Genomic DNA, 20,683 nt, shown 5'->3' on the forward strand with positions numbered 1-20,683 from the left:
AAAACCTAACAGGCTAGTCCAAAAATTAAAAGGCTAATCCAAAAATTTTGCCTTCAACTCCGCCGTAGGTATCATACACGCTTCTCTTTTTCCATACCAGTTATAGCGATTGCGGGCAATAAAATCGTATACGATATTTCGCAATCCGCTGGGAATCAAATATAATATACTAGAAATCGTTCGATAGCCTCTTAGTTGCTTCCCGATTTGTAGTGCTGCGTCCGATTTATCGTAATACGCCACTCCCGGTTCGATCAGTAGTATGGAATCGACTTTTTCTGTATCGATGTTCCGTTCTGCAATCAGTTTTTTGCCGATATCACTTTGTAAGGCCGCGTAGAGGAATGTGTCCTCTTTATCGTGCTTGATCATAAACTGTATGGCACCATTACAAAGGTTGCAAACACCGTCGAAGAGAACTAACTTCTTATTCAATTCTATAGATGGACTATTTTCTGATTTTGAAACCATAATGCTTAACGCTTAACTTTTTTTCGTTCTACCAACTCCAACTGCTCCAGCCCCACATGGGTCGTGAACTGTCCGTAGTTGACGATGGCTTTTTTCTTTTCAAGGGAATCGATACTTCCTACGGCTTTACCGTCTTGCATACGAACCCGGTCACCGATTTTAAAAATAGGCAGTGGCTTGTTCTTTTCCTTAATAATCGCCATTTTCTGTTCTACTTTCTTTTTCTCCCGAATGTCTTTGACCTTGTTCCGAGCCTCTTGGGCCACTTCGGCCTGTTTCGCCCGTTCGGCCTTGGCTGCAACAGCGGATTTTTTCTTTCGTTTGCTATTTTCGGTCTCGACAATTTGTAAAAGTTCGGATATCAAGGGACGTTTTTTATTTCCCTGAAAATATTTTGCCGCAGCCTTTTCCACCTTGTTTCCCAAAAGAATCATCCGCTGGTCATGATCATACAGCTCTTGGTAATTCTCAAGTTTGGTTTTGATTTTGGCATTGAGTTTTTCGAGTTTTTGGGCTGCTTCCCTGGCTTTGGATTCCTCTTCCTGTAAGCGCGAACCGGTTTGTGCCATTTTGCTACGTTCCTTTTGCAATTTAGCGATTGTGGCATCGAAACGCACCTTGCCCCGCTCAATTTTCTTTTTGGCCTTGTTGATCAGGTTAAAGGGAATGCCGTTTTTCTGCGCTACTTCAAAAGTGAACGAACTACCGGCCTCGCCCAGGACCAGTTGAAAGGTCGGCTCTAAGGTCGCTCCATCGAAAAGCATGTTGGCATTCGTGGTATGGGGCAGTTCGTCGGCCAGGGCTTTGAGGTTGGCGTAATGCGTGGTTATAATGCCAAAGGCTCCCCGTTCGTAGAAAACCTCCAAGAAGGCTTCCGCAAGGGCACCACCGAGCTCGGGGTCACTGCCGGTGCCGAACTCGTCGATTAAAAATAGGGTTTCGGCATCGCACTTCCTCAAAAAACGGTTCATGTTCTTGAGCCGGTAACTGTAAGTGCTCAAGTGGTTTTCGATGGATTGGTTGTCACCTATATCCGTCAATATCCTATTAAAAAGACATGCGGAACTCCTTTCATGAACGGGAATTAGCAGTCCCGATTGAAGCATTACTTGAAGCAGGCCGATCGTCTTCAATGTGATACTTTTGCCGCCGGCATTAGGTCCGGAAATTACAATAATTCGATTTTCAGACTCCAGCTCAATGGTCTGTGGATAGGTTTTTTCGCCCTTTCGTTTATTGTTCAAATAAAGTAGGGGATGATACGCATCTCGAAGAAAAAGCCGTTTTTCGGAATTGATTTCCGGTAACAACGCATGGGTATCCGAAGCGTACTTCGCCTTTGCTGCGGTAATGTCGATATGCGCCAGAAAATCTTGATACTCGGAGAGTAGGGGGGCGAACGGACGTATGCGATGGGTCAGGGTGTTGAGAATACGCCGTACTTCTTCCTTCTCGTCAAATTCCAGGTTGTTCAGTTCCCGACTGTATCTCAAGGTGGCCTCAGGTTCTATATAGACGATGCTTCCCGTTTTTGAGGTACCCATAGTCGTACCCTTGACTTTCTTTCGATACATGGCCTTTACGGCCAGCACACGTCGGTTCTCAACCACCGATTCCCGAATATCATCCAAATAATCCGAGCCGTTATACGTGTTCAGGGCGGATGCGAAACTTTGCGCGATTTTTACCTTTATTTGGTTCATTTCGCGGCGGATCGCCAGCAGCTTTTCCGAAGCATTATCTTTTACCTCGCCGAATTTATCAATAACCGCATCGATCTCATTGGGTATATCTGTATTGGCCTCTATAGTTTCCGAGGCTTCAAAAAGTAATGGATAATATTCCTTGAATTTTTTAAAGAATTTTGTATGAATTACTACCGTGGTACAAATGTTTCCGATTCTTCGGAAACCCGGCACCTCTAAAGTAGTATTCTCAATACGCAGTAGCTTTAATTCGCTGTTTATGGGGTCAAAACCGTGATTGGGAATCCGGTTTTCGTTAGTAAACGAAGATAGATATTCCGAGGTCTGGCCCAATACCTGAAGCAGCATTTCTGGATTGGAAATCGGTTGTATATCCAAAGCTTGCGCCTTGCCCAGTTCTGTATTGCAGCGGGTGGAAACTTGTTGTAAGACCTTGGGAAATTCAAGGTCTTGGAGCGTTTTTTGCGGAATTTTAACCATAGATTTAAAATCGATCGTAAAGGTAGGTAATCTTAGCTATCGCTTGCAACTAGGCTGCAGACGGAATGAGAAAATCAAGGAATAAGATCCTATCTATTTTTTTACCAACCCGAATAAAGCTATAGTTTTGTTATAGAACTCATTTAGACTTTTTATTTTACCTGCGAATATCACATTTTGAGGCCATATTTACTCATTTTTGAAAACCGTAGCCCTGCTATGCTGTTAAAAAATGACTTCATCTGACCTCAAAAGCTGATATTCTCGGTTCCAAACAACACCTCTAAATGAGTTCTTATACCGAATATCCAAAATTGAAAAAATGCCCGTAAACATTGAAGAAAGTTGGAAACAACAGCTCAACCAGGAATTCGAGCTACCGTATTTTGCACATTTGACCGAATTCATCAAAAAGGAATACGCCGAACATACCTGCTACCCTAAAGGCGGAGCTATTTTTGCGGCTTTTGAACATAGTTCCTTCAATAAAACAAAAGTGGTCATTATCGGACAAGATCCGTATCACGGCCCCAATCAGGCAAACGGACTCTGTTTTTCTGTAAAAGAAGGCATACCCCATCCGCCTTCGCTAATGAACATTTTCAAGGAAATTGAAACGGATTTAGGGAAGCCGTACCCAAAGAGTGGGAATCTGGAGCGTTGGGCGGAGCAAGGTGTACTGCTGTTAAACGCCACTTTGACGGTGCGCGCGCAGCAGGCGGGTAGTCATCAGAATAAGGGATGGGAAACTTTCACCGATGCCGTAATCCGAAAATTATCCAATAACAGAGAGGAGGTCATTTTCTTGCTTTGGGGTGGATTTGCCAAAAAGAAAGCGGCTCTAATAGACCCTAGCAAACATCATATATTGACTTCGGGCCATCCCTCGCCCTTGAGTGCGAATAGGGGCTACTGGTTCGGAAACAAACATTTTAGCCAAACGAACGAAATGTTGCAGAAAATTGGTGAGAAATCGATAGCTTGGTAGTGTTTATTTTAAAATTTTATCCAAGGGTAAAGTGGTGTCGATCAACTTTAGATCACTCAATGTGCGCTGTACGTTTTCAATAGCGCCTGTAGGCACTTGCTCTTGACTCCACTCCGTTAGCGATAGCCATTCCCGAATATCCTCCAATTGTTGTTCGTAGCGATTGGCCAGTGTTCTATCGATACTCGGAATCTGCTTGAACTCTGCTGTATAGGTATTAATGGTTTCCAGAATATGGTTCAATGTGCCGGGGCTTTTTTGGATGAAATCATCCGTCGCCGCAACCACAAAACAGGGCCATGGAGTCGGGCAATCCCCCAATCTTCGGAATTTGCCTTTATCGACAAAAGGTTTAGTGGTAAAATGTTCCCACATAAAATAATCCGCAGTGCCATCGGTAAGGGCTTGCACTGCACCTTCTATGTTGTCGATGACCTCAAACTGTAGTCTATTGGGTTCCCATCCCTCCTTTTGGGCATTCACATAAGCCATAAGATGGCTTCCGCTGCCGAAGCGGCTGATAGCGATTTTCGTATTTTTAAGGTCGGATAGGCTTTGGTATTTGCTTTTAGCGCCCACATGAAGGCCCCAAAGTAGGGGAGAAGCAATGTATTCCTGCACAATTTTAACGGGATTTCCGTTTACGATACTCTTTATAATCCCCTCGGTCAGGATGATGGCCAAATCGGTTTCCCCATTTTCCAGCATTTGACACATTTTGCCTGTGCCCTCAGGTACTTCCGTCCATTGTAGGTCAATGCCCCTATCTTCAAAGCCACCTTCTTCGATGGCCATGTGCCAAGGGAGGTTAAAATGCTCTGGAACACCTGCTATCTTTACTTTTTTCATGAATGGAATTTTATTCTTTTAGTTTAAATTGTTTGTGATTTTCTTTTCATTGCTATCATCCACAAATTTTTTCAAGACAATGACGAATCAAGGCCTGGGTAGCCTTTTTCGGATGTTTGGAAAACTCCCCCGTCGCCCGATTGGCCAAAATACAGTTCATGGAAACGGCACGATGCCCTAGAAGTTTTGAAAGTCCGTATATACCCGAAGTTTCCATTTCAAGATTGGTAATCTGCCTCCCGTCGTATTGAAAGGAGCCCAGTTTTTCAATGAAACTATCTCCTTCGATATCCAATCGCAACCTTCGACCCTGTGGTCCATAAAACCCGGTACTGGTTACGGTTACGCCTAATCGTATACGATTTGATAAAAGTAGTTTCGCTAAGGTATCGTCATAGGCGACAACGTAAGGTGCCGCTTTTTGTTCTGACCAGCCGCAATGTTTCACAAATGCTTTGGCCATTTTAGGTTTCTGTACCCAACTACTATCATAAAAATGCAGGAGCCCGTCAAGACCTATGGCGTATTCGGTCATTAGAAAAGTGTCAACGGGAATATCGGCTTGGATGGCTCCTGAGGTTCCAATTCGGATAATATCGAGAGATTTTTTCCTAGCATGTACCCTCCGGCTTTCGAAATCAATGTTGACAAGGGCATCAAGCTCATTGAGCACGATATCGATATTGTCCGTTCCTATTCCGGTAGAAATAACGGTCAGCCGCTTTCCGTTGAGCAAGCCGGTATGTGTATGGAATTCACGTTTGCCTTTTTTGAGTTCTATGGTATCGAAAAACGAAGAGACTTCAGCGACCCGATCGGGATCGCCAACGGTAATGATATGATTCGCGATATCCTCCGGCAATAGATTCAAATGATAGATGCTACCATCGGGATTGAGAATAAGTTCGGATGGGGGCAAGGTCATTCTATAATTTCAAGATCCTACTGGATTCTGTATTGAAGAGAAAATTGTATTTAAGGGCGCCGCCCAAGTAGACGTCATTGTCTTGAAGACAAGAATAATAACTTGTTTTATTTTCTAGAATTTCTGCACCCTTTTTGGTAAGACGAACGGGTTTAAATGAGGAAAACAATGGTTTTAACCTGACAAGTGCCCTTTCATATTGGATATCCCCAAAACCTAGAATCGCCTCTTTCTTATGTATTTCGGACATAAATACTTTTCGATTGGCAGGTTTCTGCTCCGCCGCCAGCCTTAAAATGTTGTTTTCCATGTCATTGAGACCGTTCTTGATACTGGGAAAACGATGTAAATGGGCCTGAATCGCTCCGGACAAATAATCAAACTGGAATTCGGAGTAATCCGAAAGATTTTCCAAACGGATGGGGTTATCGCTGCAATAGAGTTGCCATACATAATCTGCATACTCGATATCATCTTGCGTCAGTTCTATCTTATGTGCATAATGACTCAACAATTGCTCATCGCTAAGATCGTGGAGGCTATACATTTTATCCGATTCATCTAGCTTACCCGTAGAAACCAAAGAAATGTGCGCATATTTTCGATGGGTCTTGAGCCAACTGAGTACAGCGATCATATTGATCTGACAAAACAGATCATAATCGAACCAAAGCACGATTTCATCCTGCTGTTTGTGATTGCAAAGGGAACGATACTCCTTCAAAGTTTTTTCGATAAACCAGGATTTGGAGACTTTGTAGTTTTTATTAAGAAATTCGAAGCGGGTTTTCCAAAAAGACTCGCTACCTACGCTGTTAAGTGTTTTGCCCTCGCAAAGCATCTCGCGCCACGTGATAATATCCCCTTTAAGAGATAAGGATTGTAATTTTTCCGTAAAATGGTCTCCGTTAGTAATGTGCAAAAGGGAACTCATGCGGCTTGTTCTTTAGGTTCTCGAACATTAAAAGTAACATTAAATCAAGCCAAACAAAAATAATCTATGAAAATTGTCTTTTGTTTGTGAAAATTTACTTAAGACACTCCCTATTATCTAGCCTCCAACGCGCTTCACGGAAAATCCTTTTTCTTTTAAAATTTCCATGATACGGTCCCTATAATCCCCTTGAATGATGATTTTTTCGTTTTTAAACGACCCTCCCACGCCGAGTTCGGTCTTGAGTTCCTTGGCCAATTTTTTAAAATCACTTTGGGCTCCCGTATAGCCATCTAAGATGGTGATCGGCTTTCCCTTTCGCTTTTCATATTTACAAAGAATCGGGTCGTCTTGTAGCCAGATATCTTCTTTAGTGTCGGGTTTAGTGATTTCTTCCGGAATTTTGTGGTCGGGGAAGAGGTCTTTAAGTTGGTCTTTTAAATCCATACTAAGGTATAAGCGTTTTTAGGAGAATACATTTTCAACCATCATGATATCGGTAAACAAAACATCAATGGCATTTAATGATTACCGTTTTGTCAAAGTACTCCTTACTTTTTCACTAGCCCCAATTCCACCAGACGTTCGTTCAGATAAGCCCCTGCGGTAATATCCTCAAATTGCTTGGGATGTTTATCATCCACACAATTCTCCAGGCAATCCAACGGCATCTCGCTTATGGGATGCATGAAAAAGGGAATGGAATACCGCGAAGTGCCCCACATTTCTTTAGGGGGATTGATAACTTTGTGGATGGTCGATTTCAGTTTGTTGTTCGTCAGCCGTGAAAGCATATCGCCCACATTGATCATCAATTGATCGGGGCCGGCTATGGCATCGACCCATTCGTCCTTATGATTTTTCACTTGCAAGCCGCGACCTTGGGCCCCCATTAACAAAGTAATTAAATTGATATCGCCATGCGCGGCGGCCCGTTCCGCGTTTTTTGGCTCCTCGGTAATGGGCGGATAGTGGATGGGGCGTAAAATAGAATTCCCATTCTTGATGTACGCGTCAAAATAGTTTTCTTCCAAACCAAGGTGTAAGGCAAGCGCCCGTAAGATGTACTTTGCCGTCTTTTCCAACATCTTGAACGTCTCTTTTCCTACGGTATTGAATTCTGGAAGTTCTGTGACAATCACATTATCGGGATATTCCGTTTCCAATAGCGGATTGTTCTCGACATACTGTCCGAAGTGCCAGAATTCTTTCAAATCGCCCTCTTTTCTGCCTTTAGCGTGTTCTTTTCCAAAGGAAGTATACCCGCGTTGTCCGCCGATACCCTCAATTTCGTATTTGTCCTTCGTGTCTTGGTCCAAAGCAAAAAATTCCTTGATTTCCAGATAAAGTCTCTCCACCAATTCTTTGGATAGGAAGTGTCCGCTTAAGGCGACGAAACCAATATCCTCAAAGGCTCCTCCGATCTCTCGTATGAATTTTTGCTTTTTGCTGGGGTCGTCGGAAACGAAATCCTGTAAATCTACGCTGGGTATCGCACTCATGGCTATGCTTTTGAAGTTTGCCCAAAGTTAAGAAAAAGGGAGGCGAATCGCACAAAGTTCATAAAGGGTATTTTTGATTAAGCGCATATTTAGAAACCATGATCTAATTCTTGATATGCTTTTTCTTACTTTTATCCAACGAAAAAAAATAACCGCTATTCGCAAATCGCTTTGAGCTTTACGCCTTTTTTTGCTTAAGGCGTTTAGCGCAAAGCGAACAGCAAATCAAAATTAAAGACTTTGTCTAATGGGGAGGGATTTTCCTCCTGAATGACAAATTGATGGAGTACCAACGAATGGAGTACCAACGAAAAGATATCGACAACAATACTCTGCTAAACCTCTATAAGCGGATGCTCAAACCCCGTATGATCGAGGAAAAAATGCTGATTTTATTACGGCAGGGCAAGATTTCGAAATGGTTCAGCGGTATCGGGCAGGAGGCTATTTCGGTTGGAGTGACCAGTGCAATGACAGCGGAAGAATATATTTTGCCCATGCACCGAAATCTTGGCGTTTTTACGACTAGGGAAATCCCACTTCATCGCCTTTTTTCCCAATGGCAGGGTAAAGCGGGGGGATTTACCAAAGGCCGTGACCGTAGTTTCCATTTCGGGACGCAGGAGTATAAAATTGTGGGCATGATTTCACACTTAGGTCCGCAATTGGGGGTCGCGGATGGTATTGCGCTTGCCGATGTGCTACAAAATAGGGAACGTATCACGGCCGTATTTACGGGCGAAGGCGGTACTAGCGAAGGCGATTTTCACGAAGCCTTGAATATCGCATCGGTGTGGCAACTACCCGTCCTATTTTGTATTGAAAATAATGGTTATGGACTCTCGACTCCCACAAGTGAGCAATACAATTGTGAAAATCTGGCGGACAGGGGTATAGGGTATGGAATGGAATCGTATACGATTGATGGGAACAATATTTTGGACGTTTATAGCAAGGTGGGCGAGCTCGGCCAACGTATGCGAAAAAAGCCCGGGCCCGTATTGTTGGAATTCAAAACGTTTCGGATGCGGGGCCATGAAGAGGCAAGCGGTACCAAATACGTGCCCGACGCCCTTATGGAAGAATGGGGCACAATGGACCCCATCGCCAACTACGAATCCTTTTTAAAGGAGGAAGGACTTTTGGACAACATCAAAATAGACCTCCAAAAAGCGGAAATCGAATCGGAAATCAACGAGCACCTACAATTTGCCTTTGGAGAACATGAGGTAGATTTTGTCGAAAGTGATGAATTAAGTGATGTATATAAAGCGTTTGCCTATACCGAGGCTAGGTCGAATAATGCAGGAGAAAAGATACGTTTAGTGGATGCTGTTTCCCAGGGCCTGAGACAATCCATGGAGCAACATGACAACTTGGTCATTATGGGACAGGATATCGCGGGTTACGGCGGCGTCTTTAAGGTTACTGAAGGTTTTGTGGATGCCTTCGGTACGTCACGCGTCCGAAATACCCCGATTTGTGAATCCGGTATTGTTGCGGCTGCGATGGGACTCTCCATTAACGGTATGAAGGCGGTGGTCGAGATGCAGTTTGCCGATTTTGCGAGCAGTGGTTTCAATCCGATTGTCAACTACCTGGCCAAATCACACTACCGTTGGGGCGAAAAGGCCGATGTAGTCATTCGCATGCCCTGTGGGGGCGATGTTGGGGCCGGTCCGTTTCATTCCCAGACCAATGAGGCCTGGTTTACAAAGACACCTGGGCTGAAAGTAGCCTATCCCGCGTTTCCTTTTGACGCGAAGGGACTTTTGGCCACGGCGATCAACGACCCCAATCCCGTGCTTTTTTTCGAGCACAAAGGGTTGTACCGAAGTGTTTATCAGGAGGTTCCAACGGGCTATTATACCCTTCCCTTTGGAAAGGCAGCGCTGTTAAAAGAAGGCCATGAAATTACTATCGTGTCCTACGGCGCAGGCGTCCATTGGGCATTGGAAATTCTAGGGAACCATCCTGAAATCAAAGCGGATCTTATTGATCTAAGAACCTTGATGCCTTTGGATATGACATCCATATATACATCCATCGAAAAAACGGGGAAACTGATTATCCTACAGGAAGACAGTCTTTTCGGAGGTATATCCAGCGATATATCCGCCTTGGTCATGGAAAACCGTTTCGAGTATCTGGATGGACCCATAAAACGTGTGGGCAGTTTGGAAATGCCCATCCCGTTCTCAAAAAGGCTGGAAAACGGGTATCTACCCAAGGAAAGGTTCGTCGTGGCTTTAAAGGAATTATTGGCGTATTAAGTCTGGATAAACGTATAACTACCTTGCATTCGAGCCAATTTCTTATCGCTTTACAGCAATCGGGCATCCCTTAAAAAACGACATTTGCAATGCTATACGCTTAATTAATTAAAGCGATTTTTGTACGGCTCGGAAAAGACATTGAAATAACCTCTTAATTTTTAAAGTATGATAAAATCTAGTGTATTACCCATTATAGTCAGTTTGCTCCTGTTTTCCTGCTCAACGACCAAACAAGTCCGCGATGACCGCAAAACGGTCGACGGTACTTGGACGCTCAATGATGTCGGATATGAAAATAATGAGGGGGATTTTAAGGCCAAACTTTTTGATGATGCCTCCGCAGTCTGTTTTGAAGGTAGCACATGGTTTTTCAGGAACAACAACAGCACAGGTAGATATACGATTCAGCCCGGAAGTCTGTGCTCGGGCGGTGAACGCAATATTCGATGGTCCATTATCGAAAGTCAGGGGGGTGGCCAACAGTTACAGTTCAAATATATTGACGAAAAGAAGAATGATATCAACGGAAGAATCGGATATCGTTTGGATGTAGTATCTATTAGTCCTTCTCAAATGACCTTGAAATCGGATGTCACCGTTGACGGGAGTCCCGTATCGGTAGTTTATAAATTTAATAGGTAGGGGTAAATAATCAATAATCTAAAATTCATCGGAATGAAACATATTATAACAAAATCAGTATATATCGTCATGGTGCTTTCCATGATCATCGGTTGTAAGACCGTTCAGAACGCAAACAACAAACAAAAAGGAGCCGTGGTAGGAGCCGGTAGTGGTGCAGCCATCGGTGGTGTCATCGGTAACAACGTAGGCGACGGCAATAACACGGTATTAGGTGCCATTTTAGGTGCTGCCATTGGCGGCGTGGCAGGAGGCTTTATTGGAGATCGCATGGATCGCCAGGCGGAGCGTATCGAAGAAGAGATTCCAGGAGCCGAGGTGACACGGGTCGGCGAAGGTATCAACGTTACCTTTACCGAAGATCAAGGCGTATATTTCGATACCAGTAAATCGGATGTGAAAGGTACTTCTGCGACCACCTTGAATAGTATGGCCGATATTTTAAAAGAATATCCAAAAACCAATGTTTTGGTAGAAGGGCATACCGATAGTGCCGGTCCGGATGATTATAATATGAACCTTTCAAAACAACGCGCCACGTCGGTAACGGAATATTTGGTTACTCAAGGTATTGACAAGAGTAGATTGACCACAAAGTGGTACGGAGAGAACCAACCCGTCGGAGATAACACGACCAAGGAAGGCAAAGCAAAAAACCGCCGGGTCGAATTGGCCATTGTAGCGAGTGAGGCCCTTAAGAAAGAAGCGAAGCAGCAAGTGAAAGGATAAAATTGCCGCTAAATCTTCAGTATGCCCTGCAGGATAATATTGTTGAATTCAGAAGTCCCGATCAAAATGGTCGGGATTTCCATTTTAATAACATACCTTTCAATACATGCGGCACTATGATGTTATTGTGGTAGGTGGGGGATTGGCTGGGTTGACTTCCGCAATCGATTTATCCCAAAAAGGACATCGGGTCTTGGTCTTCGAAAAACAGCAGTATCCACATCACAAGGTTTGCGGCGAATATGTATCCAACGAGGTGGTACCGTATTTACGTGAATTGGGAATTTTTCTGGAGGCGAACGATGCGATACCTATTACCCATTTGAAATTGAGTACCATACAGGGAAAACGTATAGAAACCAAACTTCCCATGGGCGGAATGGGCATTAGCCGACATGCCTTTGACCATTTGCTATATAAACGTGCGGTGGTTACGGGTGCTGATTTTCAATTTCAAAATGTGATTTCCATTCAATTTAATAGCTCTGGTTTTGAAGTGGTTACGGATTTAAACGAAAAATTTACTTCAACCTTGGTTATCGGTGCTTACGGAAAACGCAATGGACTCGATAAAGCTTTACATAGGGATTTCGCCAGAAAAAAATCTCCATGGCTAGCGGTAAAGGCGCATTATGTCTATGATGATTTTCCTAAACATTGGGTGGCCCTGCATAATTTTGAAGGGGGATATGGCGGGTTGTCAAAAACTGAAACAGGCGCAGTTAATTTCTGCTATTTGGCCTCGTATGCCAGTTTTCAGAAAGAAAAGAATATCGATAGTTTTAATGACAACGTCGTGGCGCGGAATCCTTTTCTAAAAACGTTTTTAAGAGAGGCAACTCCTCTTTTTGACGAGCCCTTGAGTATTGCGCAAATCTCTTTCCATCCCAAAAAAGCGATCGAAAACCATATACTCATGTGCGGCGATACCGCGGGCCTGATACATCCGCTTTGCGGAAATGGTATGGCGATGGCGATACATAGCGCTAAAATCGCAGCGGAATTGATAGCTGATTTTTTGAAGAAGAATAACCAACAGCGCGCGCAGCTCGAAAATGACTACCAAATGCAATGGAACCGGCATTTTAAACGACGGCTATGGATGGGAAGACGCTTACAGTCCCTTTTATTGAATCCTAGCATGTCCGCTATCGCGCTATCCGCTATGATTACCCAACCCCGGCTATTGCAAAAATTAATCAAGGGCACACACGGTAAACCGATACGATAATGACCAATTTTTCAAAAAGAAATAGAGATCCGGAACTGATGGACGACTGCGGTGTAGATGGAAATACGCTCAAAAAGGTTTTATATGATATAGACCGTACGAATACCCTATTGGGAGGTAATCGCATAACAATGAAGGGTGTAGAACGGTTGATACGGGAACATGACCAAATATCGTATACGATTTTGGATATGGGGTGTGGGAACGGCAGCATGCTTCGCGAGATCGTAAAATTAGGGCGCCGTTTGGGTGTAACTATGGAAGCCATTGGTATCGACCTTAGTCAAAAAGGTTTGGATATCGCCAGAGCCGCATCCTCAGATTTTCCGGAGATACGTTATCTGAAACAGGACATATTGGCGTTGGCTCCCGAAGATTTAAAATGCGATATCTTGCTCTGTACCCTGACTATGCACCATTTCTACGATGAAAATATCCCCATTTTTCTGAATCAGTTCACGAAATTGGCCTCTATCGGTATCGTAATCAACGATTTGCAAAGAAGTCCACTTGCATACCATCTTTTTAAGGGCTTTAGTGCTATTTTTATACGGACAAAAATCGCGAAACACGACGGATTGATATCCATACGGAGTGGCTTTACCAAAACAGAATTGGAAGGTTTTGCCAAAGACCTGACCTCGGTAAAACATGAGATACAATGGAAGTGGGCTTTTCGGTATCTATGGGTCATGCGGACCCAACGAACAAACGGAATATATGAATGATGTACGAATAACGACGGTGGCAAAGCAGCTTCCGGAGTTTTGTAGAAATACCGAGGATATCGTACCACTAGTGGAACTGTGGCTTACCGGACAAGAACAGCGTTTTCGTCGCAAGGTCGTCAAGATTTTCGAAGGCGCGGCGGTCGATAAGCGATATAGCATCATGGATCCGGCAGCGGTGTTTACGGCCACCTCTTTTGAGCAAAAGAACGATATTTACGTCCGCGAGGTAAAGATATTGGGGAAAAAGGTGTTGGAAAAGGCTTTGAAAAAGGCAGAATGGTCTTCCGATTCCTTAGATTACATCATAACCGTTAGTTGTACCGGGATCATGATTCCCTCGCTGGATGCCTATTTGATCAATGATTTAGGACTTCGACAGGATGTCATTCGCCTGCCGGTGACAGAAATGGGATGTGCGGCGGGTGTATCCGGCCTAATCTATGCCGAGAACTTTTTGAGGGCAAACCCTAATAAACGTGCCGCTGTGGTGGCGGTAGAGAGTCCTACTGCGACTTTTCAGCTCGATGATTATTCCATGGCGAATATGGTAAGTGCCGCTATTTTTGGCGACGGGGCGGCCTGTGTCTTGTTATCCTCCGAAAAAGAGGCAGGCGGACCCAAAATAGTAGGAGGGGAGATGTACCATTTCCCGGATGCCACCCATATGATGGGTTTCGACCTGACCAACCACGGCCTACAGATGATTTTAGATATTCGAGTGCCTGAAACTATTGCCGAGCATTTTCCGGATATCGTACATCCGTTTCTGAAAAAGTATGGCACTTCGATAGAGGCGGTCGAGCATTTGGTCTTTCATCCCGGTGGTCGTAAAATCGTGCAGACCGTTGAGGAACTGTTCGGGAAATTGGGGAAAAACATTGATGACACCCGTGAGGTTCTGCGGGAATATGGTAATATGAGTAGTGCTACTGTTTTATATGTGCTGGAACGCTTTCTTGAAAAGGATATAAAAAAGGGCGAGCAGGGGCTGATATTAAGTTTTGGTCCGGGGTTTTCGGCGCAAAGGGTGTTGTTGGAATGGTGAGAACGAATTCAAAATTCAGATTTCAGAACTATAATGAGTAAGGTTTTATGGCTAAGGAGGTAAAAAAAGGATGGGCTTTAGTTCTTGGCGGTAGCAGCGGATTGGGGTTGGCCACGGCCAAAAAGCTGGCCCGGCATGGTTTTGATATACTCATTGTGCATCGGGATAGAAAATCTGATTTAGAGGAGATTACATCCCAATTTGAAGAAATTACTTCAACGGGAGTAAAGCTTCAAACCTTTAATGTGGATGCAGCTAATTCCGAAAAAAGGGTAAGTACAATAGCGGAAATCCAATCGCTTTTAGGGGAAGGGCAGCAAATCAAAGTCCTGATACACAGCATTGCCAAGGGAAACCTTAAACCGATGTTCTCTAAAACAGATACTACCTTAGACCATCAAGATTTTCAGGTAACCCTAACTGCCATGGCATTAAGTCTCTATGACTGGACCAAAGATTTGGTGAATAGAGGATTGTTCAGGGACGATGCCCGCATCATTTCCTTTACCAGCGAGGGCAGTTACAAAGCCTGGCCGGGCTATGCTGCGGTTTCCGCTGCAAAGGCCAGCTTGGAGGCTTTGACCCGAAATATCGCCCTAGAATTTGCGCCACTCGGTATCAAAGCAAATTGTATTCAGGCGGGAGCGACGGAGACCCGTGCCTTTCAGATGATTCCCGGTCATGAAAAAATCAGGGAAGATGCCCTACAGCGAAATCCCCATAACCGCTTGACCACTCCCGAAGATGTCGCTAATGCCGTGTACCTGCTCACTACTGACGAAGCAAGTTGGATTACGGGTACGGTCATTAAAGTCGATGGCGGCGAGAGTCTGAGGTGAGGTGCTGGATACTCGGTGCTGGACGCTCGGTGTTTAAAAAATTTAGTGCACATTAGTGTAATTGGAGTCCTTAGATCTTCTTGATTTTTCTTATGACTAAAAACAAACTCATACAAAAACTCCCTTATAAAACTCCCTTTCTATTCGTTGAAGAACTACTTGAAATTAATGAGAATGGGGCCAAAGGAACCTACACTTTCTCAAAAAACTTAGATTTCTATAAGGGCCATTTTAAGGATAACCCAGTTACCCCAGGCGTTATCCTCACCGAATGTTGTGCGCAGATCGGCCTAGTCTGTTTGGGGATTTATCTATTGGAAAATGACGGCAGCGCAACTACGGAAAACATCCAAATCGGCATGAGCAGTTCAACTATGGAATTTTTATTACCCGTTTATCCAGAAGAGAAAGTAACAGTCACATCCAAAAAACTATATTTCAGGTTCCATAAACTCAAATGTGCGGTGAAAATGTACAACTCCCAAGGAAAATTGGTCTGTAAGGGCGAAATTGCGGGAATGATAAAATCCGGAGCAAATGGCTGAGCGTGTAGTGATAACTGGATTGGGCGTCTGCGCACCGAACGGCATCGGATTGGACGCCTTTGGCGAAGCCATGGCCAGTGGAAAAAGCGGTATTCGTTTTATTTCGGAATTAAAACAATTGGAATTTGGCTGCCAAATCGCTGGGGAACCGCTGCTTACCGATAACCGAATCAACCGATACTTCACGCCCTTACAACTTCGTGGCTTGAACGCGACGGGTATTATTTACGGTGTATTGGCCGGAACGGATGCTTGGAACGATGCAGGTCTACCGAAAGCGGACGCGGAAACCCCGGATTGGGATAGCGGCATTCTCTTCGGGACCGGCACGCTTGGTGTAGCCAAATTTAGGGAAGCGATTCATTTGATCGATAACAAAGAAGTAAGGCGTTTGGGCAGTACGACAGTAATCCAGACCATGGCGAGCGGTATCAGCGCTTATTTGGGCGGTATATTAGGATGTGGAAATCAGGTGACCACGAATTCTTCCGCTTGTACCACGGGAACCGAAGGTATTTTAATGGGGTACGAGCGTATCGCCTCAGGTAAAGCCAAGCGAATGCTTGTCGGTAGCTGTAGTGATAGTGGTCCCTATGTTTGGGCGGGCTTTGACGCCATGCGCATTCTTCCAAGAAACTACAATGAAAATCCCGAAAACGCCAGCCGGCCTATGAGCGCCACCGCAGCGGGATTCGTTCCGGGGAGCGGGGCAGGGGCACTGGTTCTTGAATCCTTGGAAAGTGCCCAAGAAAGAGGGGGGAAAATCTATGCCGAGGTTTTGGGCGGCGCAGTCAACAGTGGCGGTCAACGCGGAAACGGTTCGATGACCGCTCCCAATAGCGAAGCGGTGCAACGCTGTATCATAGAAGCCGTTCGAAATTCAGGAATTAAAAATTCCGACATCGATACCATAAACGGCCATTTGACCGCGACCGCCAAAGATGCCCTTGAAATCGAAAACTGGTCACGGGCTTTGGACCGATCGGGCCCTAATTTCCCGTATATAAATTCCTTCAAGGGGCTGTTCGGACATTGCCTGGCCGCCGCAGGGAGCATTGAATGTGTGGCTTCGGTACTGCAATTCGAGAAAAACCAGATTTTTGGAAATGTCAATGTTGAGGATTTGCATCCAGAAATCGAGGAACAAGTCGATAGGATCAAAATTCCGCTAAAAACTATAGATTACACTCCCAAAATACTCGCAAAGGCCAGTTTTGGCTTTGGCGATGTCAACGCTTGTGTTATTTTTAAGCGGTTTATTGACTGAGAAAAAGATACTACGTTATGAGAATTAATACCACATGAATTAACTACAACAAATAGACTAAAAGGGTTGGAAGCAGCATCTATCAAAGCCATTAACCATTAAGCAATTACATGACCAAAGACGAACGCTATAAAAAACTAAAGGATATCATCAAAATCTATCTTCCCGAAGATGTTTCGGTGGCCAATATTTCCATGGAGAGCCATTTTATCAACGAATTGAACATCAATTCCGCCAATCTAGTCGATATTATATTGGATGTCGAAGATGAATTCGACATCATGCTCGAAAACGAGGATATGGAACGGATGCAAACGGTTCAGGATGCCCTACAGATAATCGAGGGAAAATTGGATTAATCCTTTTTTAATGGACAATGCCATTTATTCTATCAATTTAATTCGTGATACCGTCGCTCAAAACGCATTAAATGCCCTACTTTAAGAACAATTTATTCATCTAGTAGAGAACAGCGATATGAAACCCATGAACGTCACACAGAAATTAATCAGCTTACATCTCATCGAAGGAGAAATGAAACCCGGTTCTGAAATCGGCCTTAAAATCGATCAGGCGCTTTTACAGGATGCCACCGGAACCTTGGTACAGTTGGAATTGGAGGCTATGGGTCTCGATAGGGCGAAGACCGAAGTTGCCGTTCAGTATGTGGATCATAATCTATTGCAAACGGATTTTAAGAATGCCGACGACCATTTATTCCTGCATTCCGCCGCCCAAAAATTCGGATTGTGGTTTAGTAGACCGGGAAACGGGGTCAGTCATCCCTTGCATATGGAGCGCTTCGGAATCCCCGGTAAAACACTGGTCGGTTCCGACAGCCATAGTTGTGCCGCGGGCTCGTTGGGTATGCTGGCTATTGGTACCGGAGGGTTGGATGTGGCCGCTGCTATTGCCGGACAGCCATATTACGTGAAAATGCCCCAAGTGATGGGCGTCAAACTGACCGGAAATCTTCCCGATTGGGTGAGTGCCAAAGACGTTATTCTCGAAATGCTTCATCGTCATGGTGTTAAGGGCGGTGTAGGTAAAATTATTGAATATTATGGGGACGGTCTAGACCATCTGAGCGCCATGGATCGCCACGTTATCGCCAATATGGGCGCAGAACTGGGAGCTACGACCACCGTTTTTCCCAGTGACCAAGAAACCAAACGTTTTTTAAAATCCCAAGAACGGGAAGCCGACTGGCAGGAAATCAAAGCAGATGCAGGGGCGACCTATGATCTGGAGGACGAAATCGTTCTCGATGACTTGGTACCGTTGATAGCCTTACCTACAAGTCCCGGTAACGTGGTGCCCGTTCGCGAAGTGGAAGGCAAACCGATCAGCCAAGTAGTCATCGGCTCTAGCGCAAATCCCGGACTCCGTGACTTCTGGATGGCCGGTGCCATAGTCAAAGGGAAGGCGGTACACGAGGAAGTATCCTTCGATGTCAATCCTACCTCCCGACAAATTATCCAGAATATGATCGACAATAAGACATTCGGAAATCTGATTACGGCGGGGGCGCGCTTTCATCAATCCGGTTGCATGGGCTGTATAGGCATGGGTCAGGCACCTGCCAGCAATACGATCAGCCTTCGTACTATGCCACGGAACTTCCCGGATCGTTCGGGTACAAAAGACGATCAAGTGCATTTGTGCAGTCCCGAAACCGCTGCTGCATCGGCATTGACCGGAAAGATTACAGATCCAAGAGACCTCGAAAAATTGTACGATATGGAATATCCGAAGTACGAGGCACCCGATGTGGAAATTATCAATAGGGATATGTTGGTAGCGCCTCCGAAAAATACTACGGCTATTGAATTGAAAAAGGGTCCAAATATCAAATCCCTTCCGGAAATGGAGGGACTTAAATCCGAATACGAGGTACCGGTACTGTTAAAAATGGGGGATAATATTTCAACCGATGAGATTATGAAGGCCGGTGCCGAAGTACTGCCTTTTCGCAGTAACATCCCTAAAATCAGTGAATATTCCTATATAGTAATTGATGACACTTTTTATAAACGGGCCTTGGAAGCCAAAGAAACCTACGGCGGGCATGTCGTCATTGCGGGCGAGAACTATGCTCAGGGCAGTAGTAGGGAACACGCCGCCATTGCGCCCAAATATTTGGGACAAGTTGCGGTCATTGCCAAAGATTATGCCCGCATTGCCTGGCAGAACCTCGTGAATTTCGGTATACTTCCCTTGGAATTTGAAAACGGGGAGGATCTTAAAAGAATAGAGCAAGGCGCCATCGTCTCGTTCAAAAACCTAAAGACCGATGTGGCGGAAAGAAATCCAATTACCGTACAGGTTAAAAATAAGGACGAAAAATTCAAAATCACGGTACGCCATAGTCTGAGCGAACGACAGATCAATCTGCTGATGAAAGGCGGAATTATCAATGATTTTAAGGACAAATTGGCCTCCTAGCGATTTTACGAATTCCTATTTTGAGTGATTTCAAAGCAATTGAAGGAAGCCGTATCTTTTGCGATGCGTTAGTTCCAAATTACGCTTTCTTTTTCTCTGGTTGTAACCGCACCGGAAACCCCGTTTCGCCACCATAGAGTTTAATTTCAGTAATATCGGCGGGCATGTAATATCCGGCATCCTCTAATGCTTCCTTGACATTTTTGACCACGTTGCCCTTTGTGATGAGAGCCATCCGCCTGAAATCTTTAGTGTCCACCCAAAAGAAAACCTTTAGGTTTACAGTGCTGGTCGCAAGTTCATCCTCAATCACAAAATTCTCGTGTTCTTCATCCTCTATAACATTGGGTTCCTTGCGCAGGGCTTCCAAAACAGTCTTTTTTGCACCTTCGATATTGTCCTCATAGGCAATTCCGATTATAAAATCCCATCGGAAAAAACCATCCTCTGTGTAATTGGTGACGGGCGTAGTCAGTACGTCGCTATTGGGAATGTAGACATCCCTGCCGTCGAATGTTTTTAATTTGGTATAGCGGAATTCCAAGGCCTTTACCTTTCCGAAGTTATCCCCGATCATTACGGTATCGTTCACATCGAAGGGCCGGCTAAAAGCCAAGATGATACCAGCAATAAAATTCTCCCCAATATCTTTAAAAGCAAATCCGAGCACCACGGCACTGGCTCCGGCAGCTGTCAAAATACCTGCTGCAATCCCTCCAAGACCGGCGGCTTTCAGGGCGAGCATGATGGCGATTATGATAAAAGTGTATTTGATGGCCTTTCCCAAAAACCGGCTCATCAAGGCATCTTCGGTCTTTGCGGACAAGCGTTTTCTGGCAAATTGGCCCAACCAAGAACCGATGAATAATCCCAAAATAACGATGAGCAGTCCCATGCCGATACCGGGAAGCTGTTCGATAAATCGTTCATAAAATGAGGTCAGGGATTCGGTAATCGTGATGTCGTTGTCTTGCATGGTCCGTATTTTGATAAAAATAAATAATCGGAAGGTTACCACTAAATTATAGTGGAAAATATCCCTAAAGCATTTAAAATGGGCCTGATTTGAAAATCAGAT

20 protein-coding genes are annotated in these 20,683 nt (G+C 44.6%); 12 read left to right on the forward strand and 8 right to left on the reverse strand.

The features are described 5' to 3' along the window. Positions 1-33: 33 nt before the first annotated feature. A complete protein-coding gene (locus BLT07_RS08910; RefSeq protein ID WP_091867859.1) occupies positions 34-471 on the reverse strand; it encodes a thiol-disulfide oxidoreductase DCC family protein in 438 nt (145 codons plus the stop codon). A gap of 5 nt (positions 472-476) precedes the next feature. Beyond that, on the reverse strand, positions 477-2,657 hold the full coding sequence (locus tag BLT07_RS08915; RefSeq protein WP_091867861.1) for an endonuclease MutS2: 2,181 nt from the start codon (positions 2,655-2,657) through the stop codon (positions 477-479). Positions 2,658-2,979: 322 nt separating this feature from the next. Between BLT07_RS08915 and BLT07_RS08920 the strand changes: the two genes are divergently transcribed. After that, positions 2,980-3,645 carry a uracil-DNA glycosylase gene (locus BLT07_RS08920; RefSeq protein WP_091867863.1) on the forward strand — a complete coding sequence of 222 codons (666 nt, stop codon included), beginning with the start codon at positions 2,980-2,982 and terminating at the stop codon, positions 3,643-3,645. A 3-nt stretch (positions 3,646-3,648) separates the two neighbouring features. Here the strand turns inward: BLT07_RS08920 and BLT07_RS08925 are convergent, their stop codons facing one another. The 5 genes from BLT07_RS08925 to BLT07_RS08945 all read right to left on the reverse strand — a co-directional run bounded on the left by BLT07_RS08925 (position 3,649) and on the right by BLT07_RS08945 (position 7,855). Beyond that, entirely contained in the window at positions 3,649-4,494 is an 846-nt protein-coding gene (locus BLT07_RS08925) for a substrate-binding domain-containing protein (RefSeq protein ID WP_091867865.1), read from the reverse strand. A 55-nt stretch (positions 4,495-4,549) separates the two neighbouring features. Beyond that, positions 4,550-5,419 carry a nucleoside phosphorylase gene (locus BLT07_RS08930; protein ID WP_091867867.1) on the reverse strand — a complete coding sequence of 290 codons (870 nt, stop codon included), beginning with the start codon at positions 5,417-5,419 and terminating at the stop codon, positions 4,550-4,552. Position 5,420: 1 nt separating this feature from the next. Further along, a complete protein-coding gene (locus tag BLT07_RS08935; RefSeq protein WP_091867868.1) occupies positions 5,421-6,353 on the reverse strand; it encodes a DUF1835 domain-containing protein in 933 nt (310 codons plus the stop codon). A gap of 117 nt (positions 6,354-6,470) precedes the next feature. Then, positions 6,471-6,800 (reverse strand): translation initiation factor, encoded by a 330-nt coding sequence (locus BLT07_RS08940; protein WP_091867870.1) that lies wholly within the window; start codon positions 6,798-6,800, stop codon positions 6,471-6,473. 104 nt (positions 6,801-6,904) lie between these two features. Beyond that, positions 6,905-7,855: an isopenicillin N synthase family dioxygenase gene (locus BLT07_RS08945; RefSeq protein ID WP_091867872.1), complete on the reverse strand. Its 951-nt coding sequence runs from the start codon at positions 7,853-7,855 to the stop codon at positions 6,905-6,907. A gap of 281 nt (positions 7,856-8,136) precedes the next feature. On the opposite strand from BLT07_RS08945, the gene BLT07_RS08950 reads away from it, so the two are divergent. The 11 genes from BLT07_RS08950 (at position 8,137) to BLT07_RS09000 (ending at position 19,605) form a co-directional block, all read left to right on the forward strand. Next, positions 8,137-10,128 carry an alpha-ketoacid dehydrogenase subunit alpha/beta gene (locus tag BLT07_RS08950; protein WP_245726482.1) on the forward strand — a complete coding sequence of 664 codons (1,992 nt, stop codon included), beginning with the start codon at positions 8,137-8,139 and terminating at the stop codon, positions 10,126-10,128. Positions 10,129-10,296: 168 nt separating this feature from the next. Continuing rightward, positions 10,297-10,773, forward strand: coding sequence for a lipocalin-like domain-containing protein (locus tag BLT07_RS08955; protein WP_091867874.1), 477 nt, complete (start codon positions 10,297-10,299; stop codon positions 10,771-10,773). 33 nt (positions 10,774-10,806) lie between these two features. Then, the gene (locus BLT07_RS08960) at positions 10,807-11,502 is read left to right on the forward strand and encodes a YiaD family glycine zipper/OmpA-like lipoprotein (protein ID WP_091867876.1); all 696 of its coding nucleotides are present in this window, start codon (positions 10,807-10,809) and stop codon (positions 11,500-11,502) included. 106 nt (positions 11,503-11,608) lie between these two features. Further along, positions 11,609-12,733 (forward strand): NAD(P)/FAD-dependent oxidoreductase, encoded by a 1,125-nt coding sequence (locus tag BLT07_RS08965; RefSeq protein ID WP_091867877.1) that lies wholly within the window; start codon positions 11,609-11,611, stop codon positions 12,731-12,733. Beyond that, complete coding sequence (locus BLT07_RS08970) at positions 12,733-13,461, forward strand: methyltransferase domain-containing protein (RefSeq protein ID WP_091867879.1); 729 nt, start codon at positions 12,733-12,735, stop codon at positions 13,459-13,461. The genes BLT07_RS08965 and BLT07_RS08970 overlap by 1 nt, the downstream gene beginning before the upstream one ends. Beyond that, entirely contained in the window at positions 13,454-14,509 is a 1,056-nt protein-coding gene (locus tag BLT07_RS08975; protein WP_091867881.1) for a type III polyketide synthase, read from the forward strand. The genes BLT07_RS08970 and BLT07_RS08975 overlap by 8 nt, the downstream gene beginning before the upstream one ends. 47 nt (positions 14,510-14,556) lie before the next feature. Continuing rightward, on the forward strand, positions 14,557-15,348 hold the full coding sequence (locus BLT07_RS08980) for an enoyl-ACP reductase FabI (RefSeq protein WP_091867883.1): 792 nt from the start codon (positions 14,557-14,559) through the stop codon (positions 15,346-15,348). A gap of 92 nt (positions 15,349-15,440) precedes the next feature. Continuing rightward, positions 15,441-15,893 carry a 3-hydroxyacyl-ACP dehydratase FabZ family protein gene (locus BLT07_RS08985; RefSeq protein WP_091867885.1) on the forward strand — a complete coding sequence of 151 codons (453 nt, stop codon included), beginning with the start codon at positions 15,441-15,443 and terminating at the stop codon, positions 15,891-15,893. After that, positions 15,886-17,160: a beta-ketoacyl-[acyl-carrier-protein] synthase family protein gene (locus BLT07_RS08990; RefSeq protein ID WP_091867887.1), complete on the forward strand. Its 1,275-nt coding sequence runs from the start codon at positions 15,886-15,888 to the stop codon at positions 17,158-17,160. The genes BLT07_RS08985 and BLT07_RS08990 overlap by 8 nt, the downstream gene beginning before the upstream one ends. 110 nt (positions 17,161-17,270) lie before the next feature. Beyond that, positions 17,271-17,519 carry an acyl carrier protein gene (locus BLT07_RS08995; protein ID WP_091867889.1) on the forward strand — a complete coding sequence of 83 codons (249 nt, stop codon included), beginning with the start codon at positions 17,271-17,273 and terminating at the stop codon, positions 17,517-17,519. Between the two features lie 118 nt (positions 17,520-17,637). Next, entirely contained in the window at positions 17,638-19,605 is a 1,968-nt protein-coding gene (locus tag BLT07_RS09000; protein WP_091867891.1) for an aconitate hydratase, read from the forward strand. 79 nt (positions 19,606-19,684) lie between these two features. Here the strand turns inward: BLT07_RS09000 and BLT07_RS09005 are convergent, their stop codons facing one another. Further along, on the reverse strand, positions 19,685-20,581 hold the full coding sequence (locus BLT07_RS09005; protein WP_091867893.1) for a mechanosensitive ion channel family protein: 897 nt from the start codon (positions 20,579-20,581) through the stop codon (positions 19,685-19,687). Positions 20,582-20,683 lie beyond the last annotated feature (102 nt).

Source organism: Pricia antarctica, from assembly GCF_900101815.1.
Taxonomy (GTDB): domain Bacteria; phylum Bacteroidota; class Bacteroidia; order Flavobacteriales; family Flavobacteriaceae; genus Pricia; species Pricia antarctica.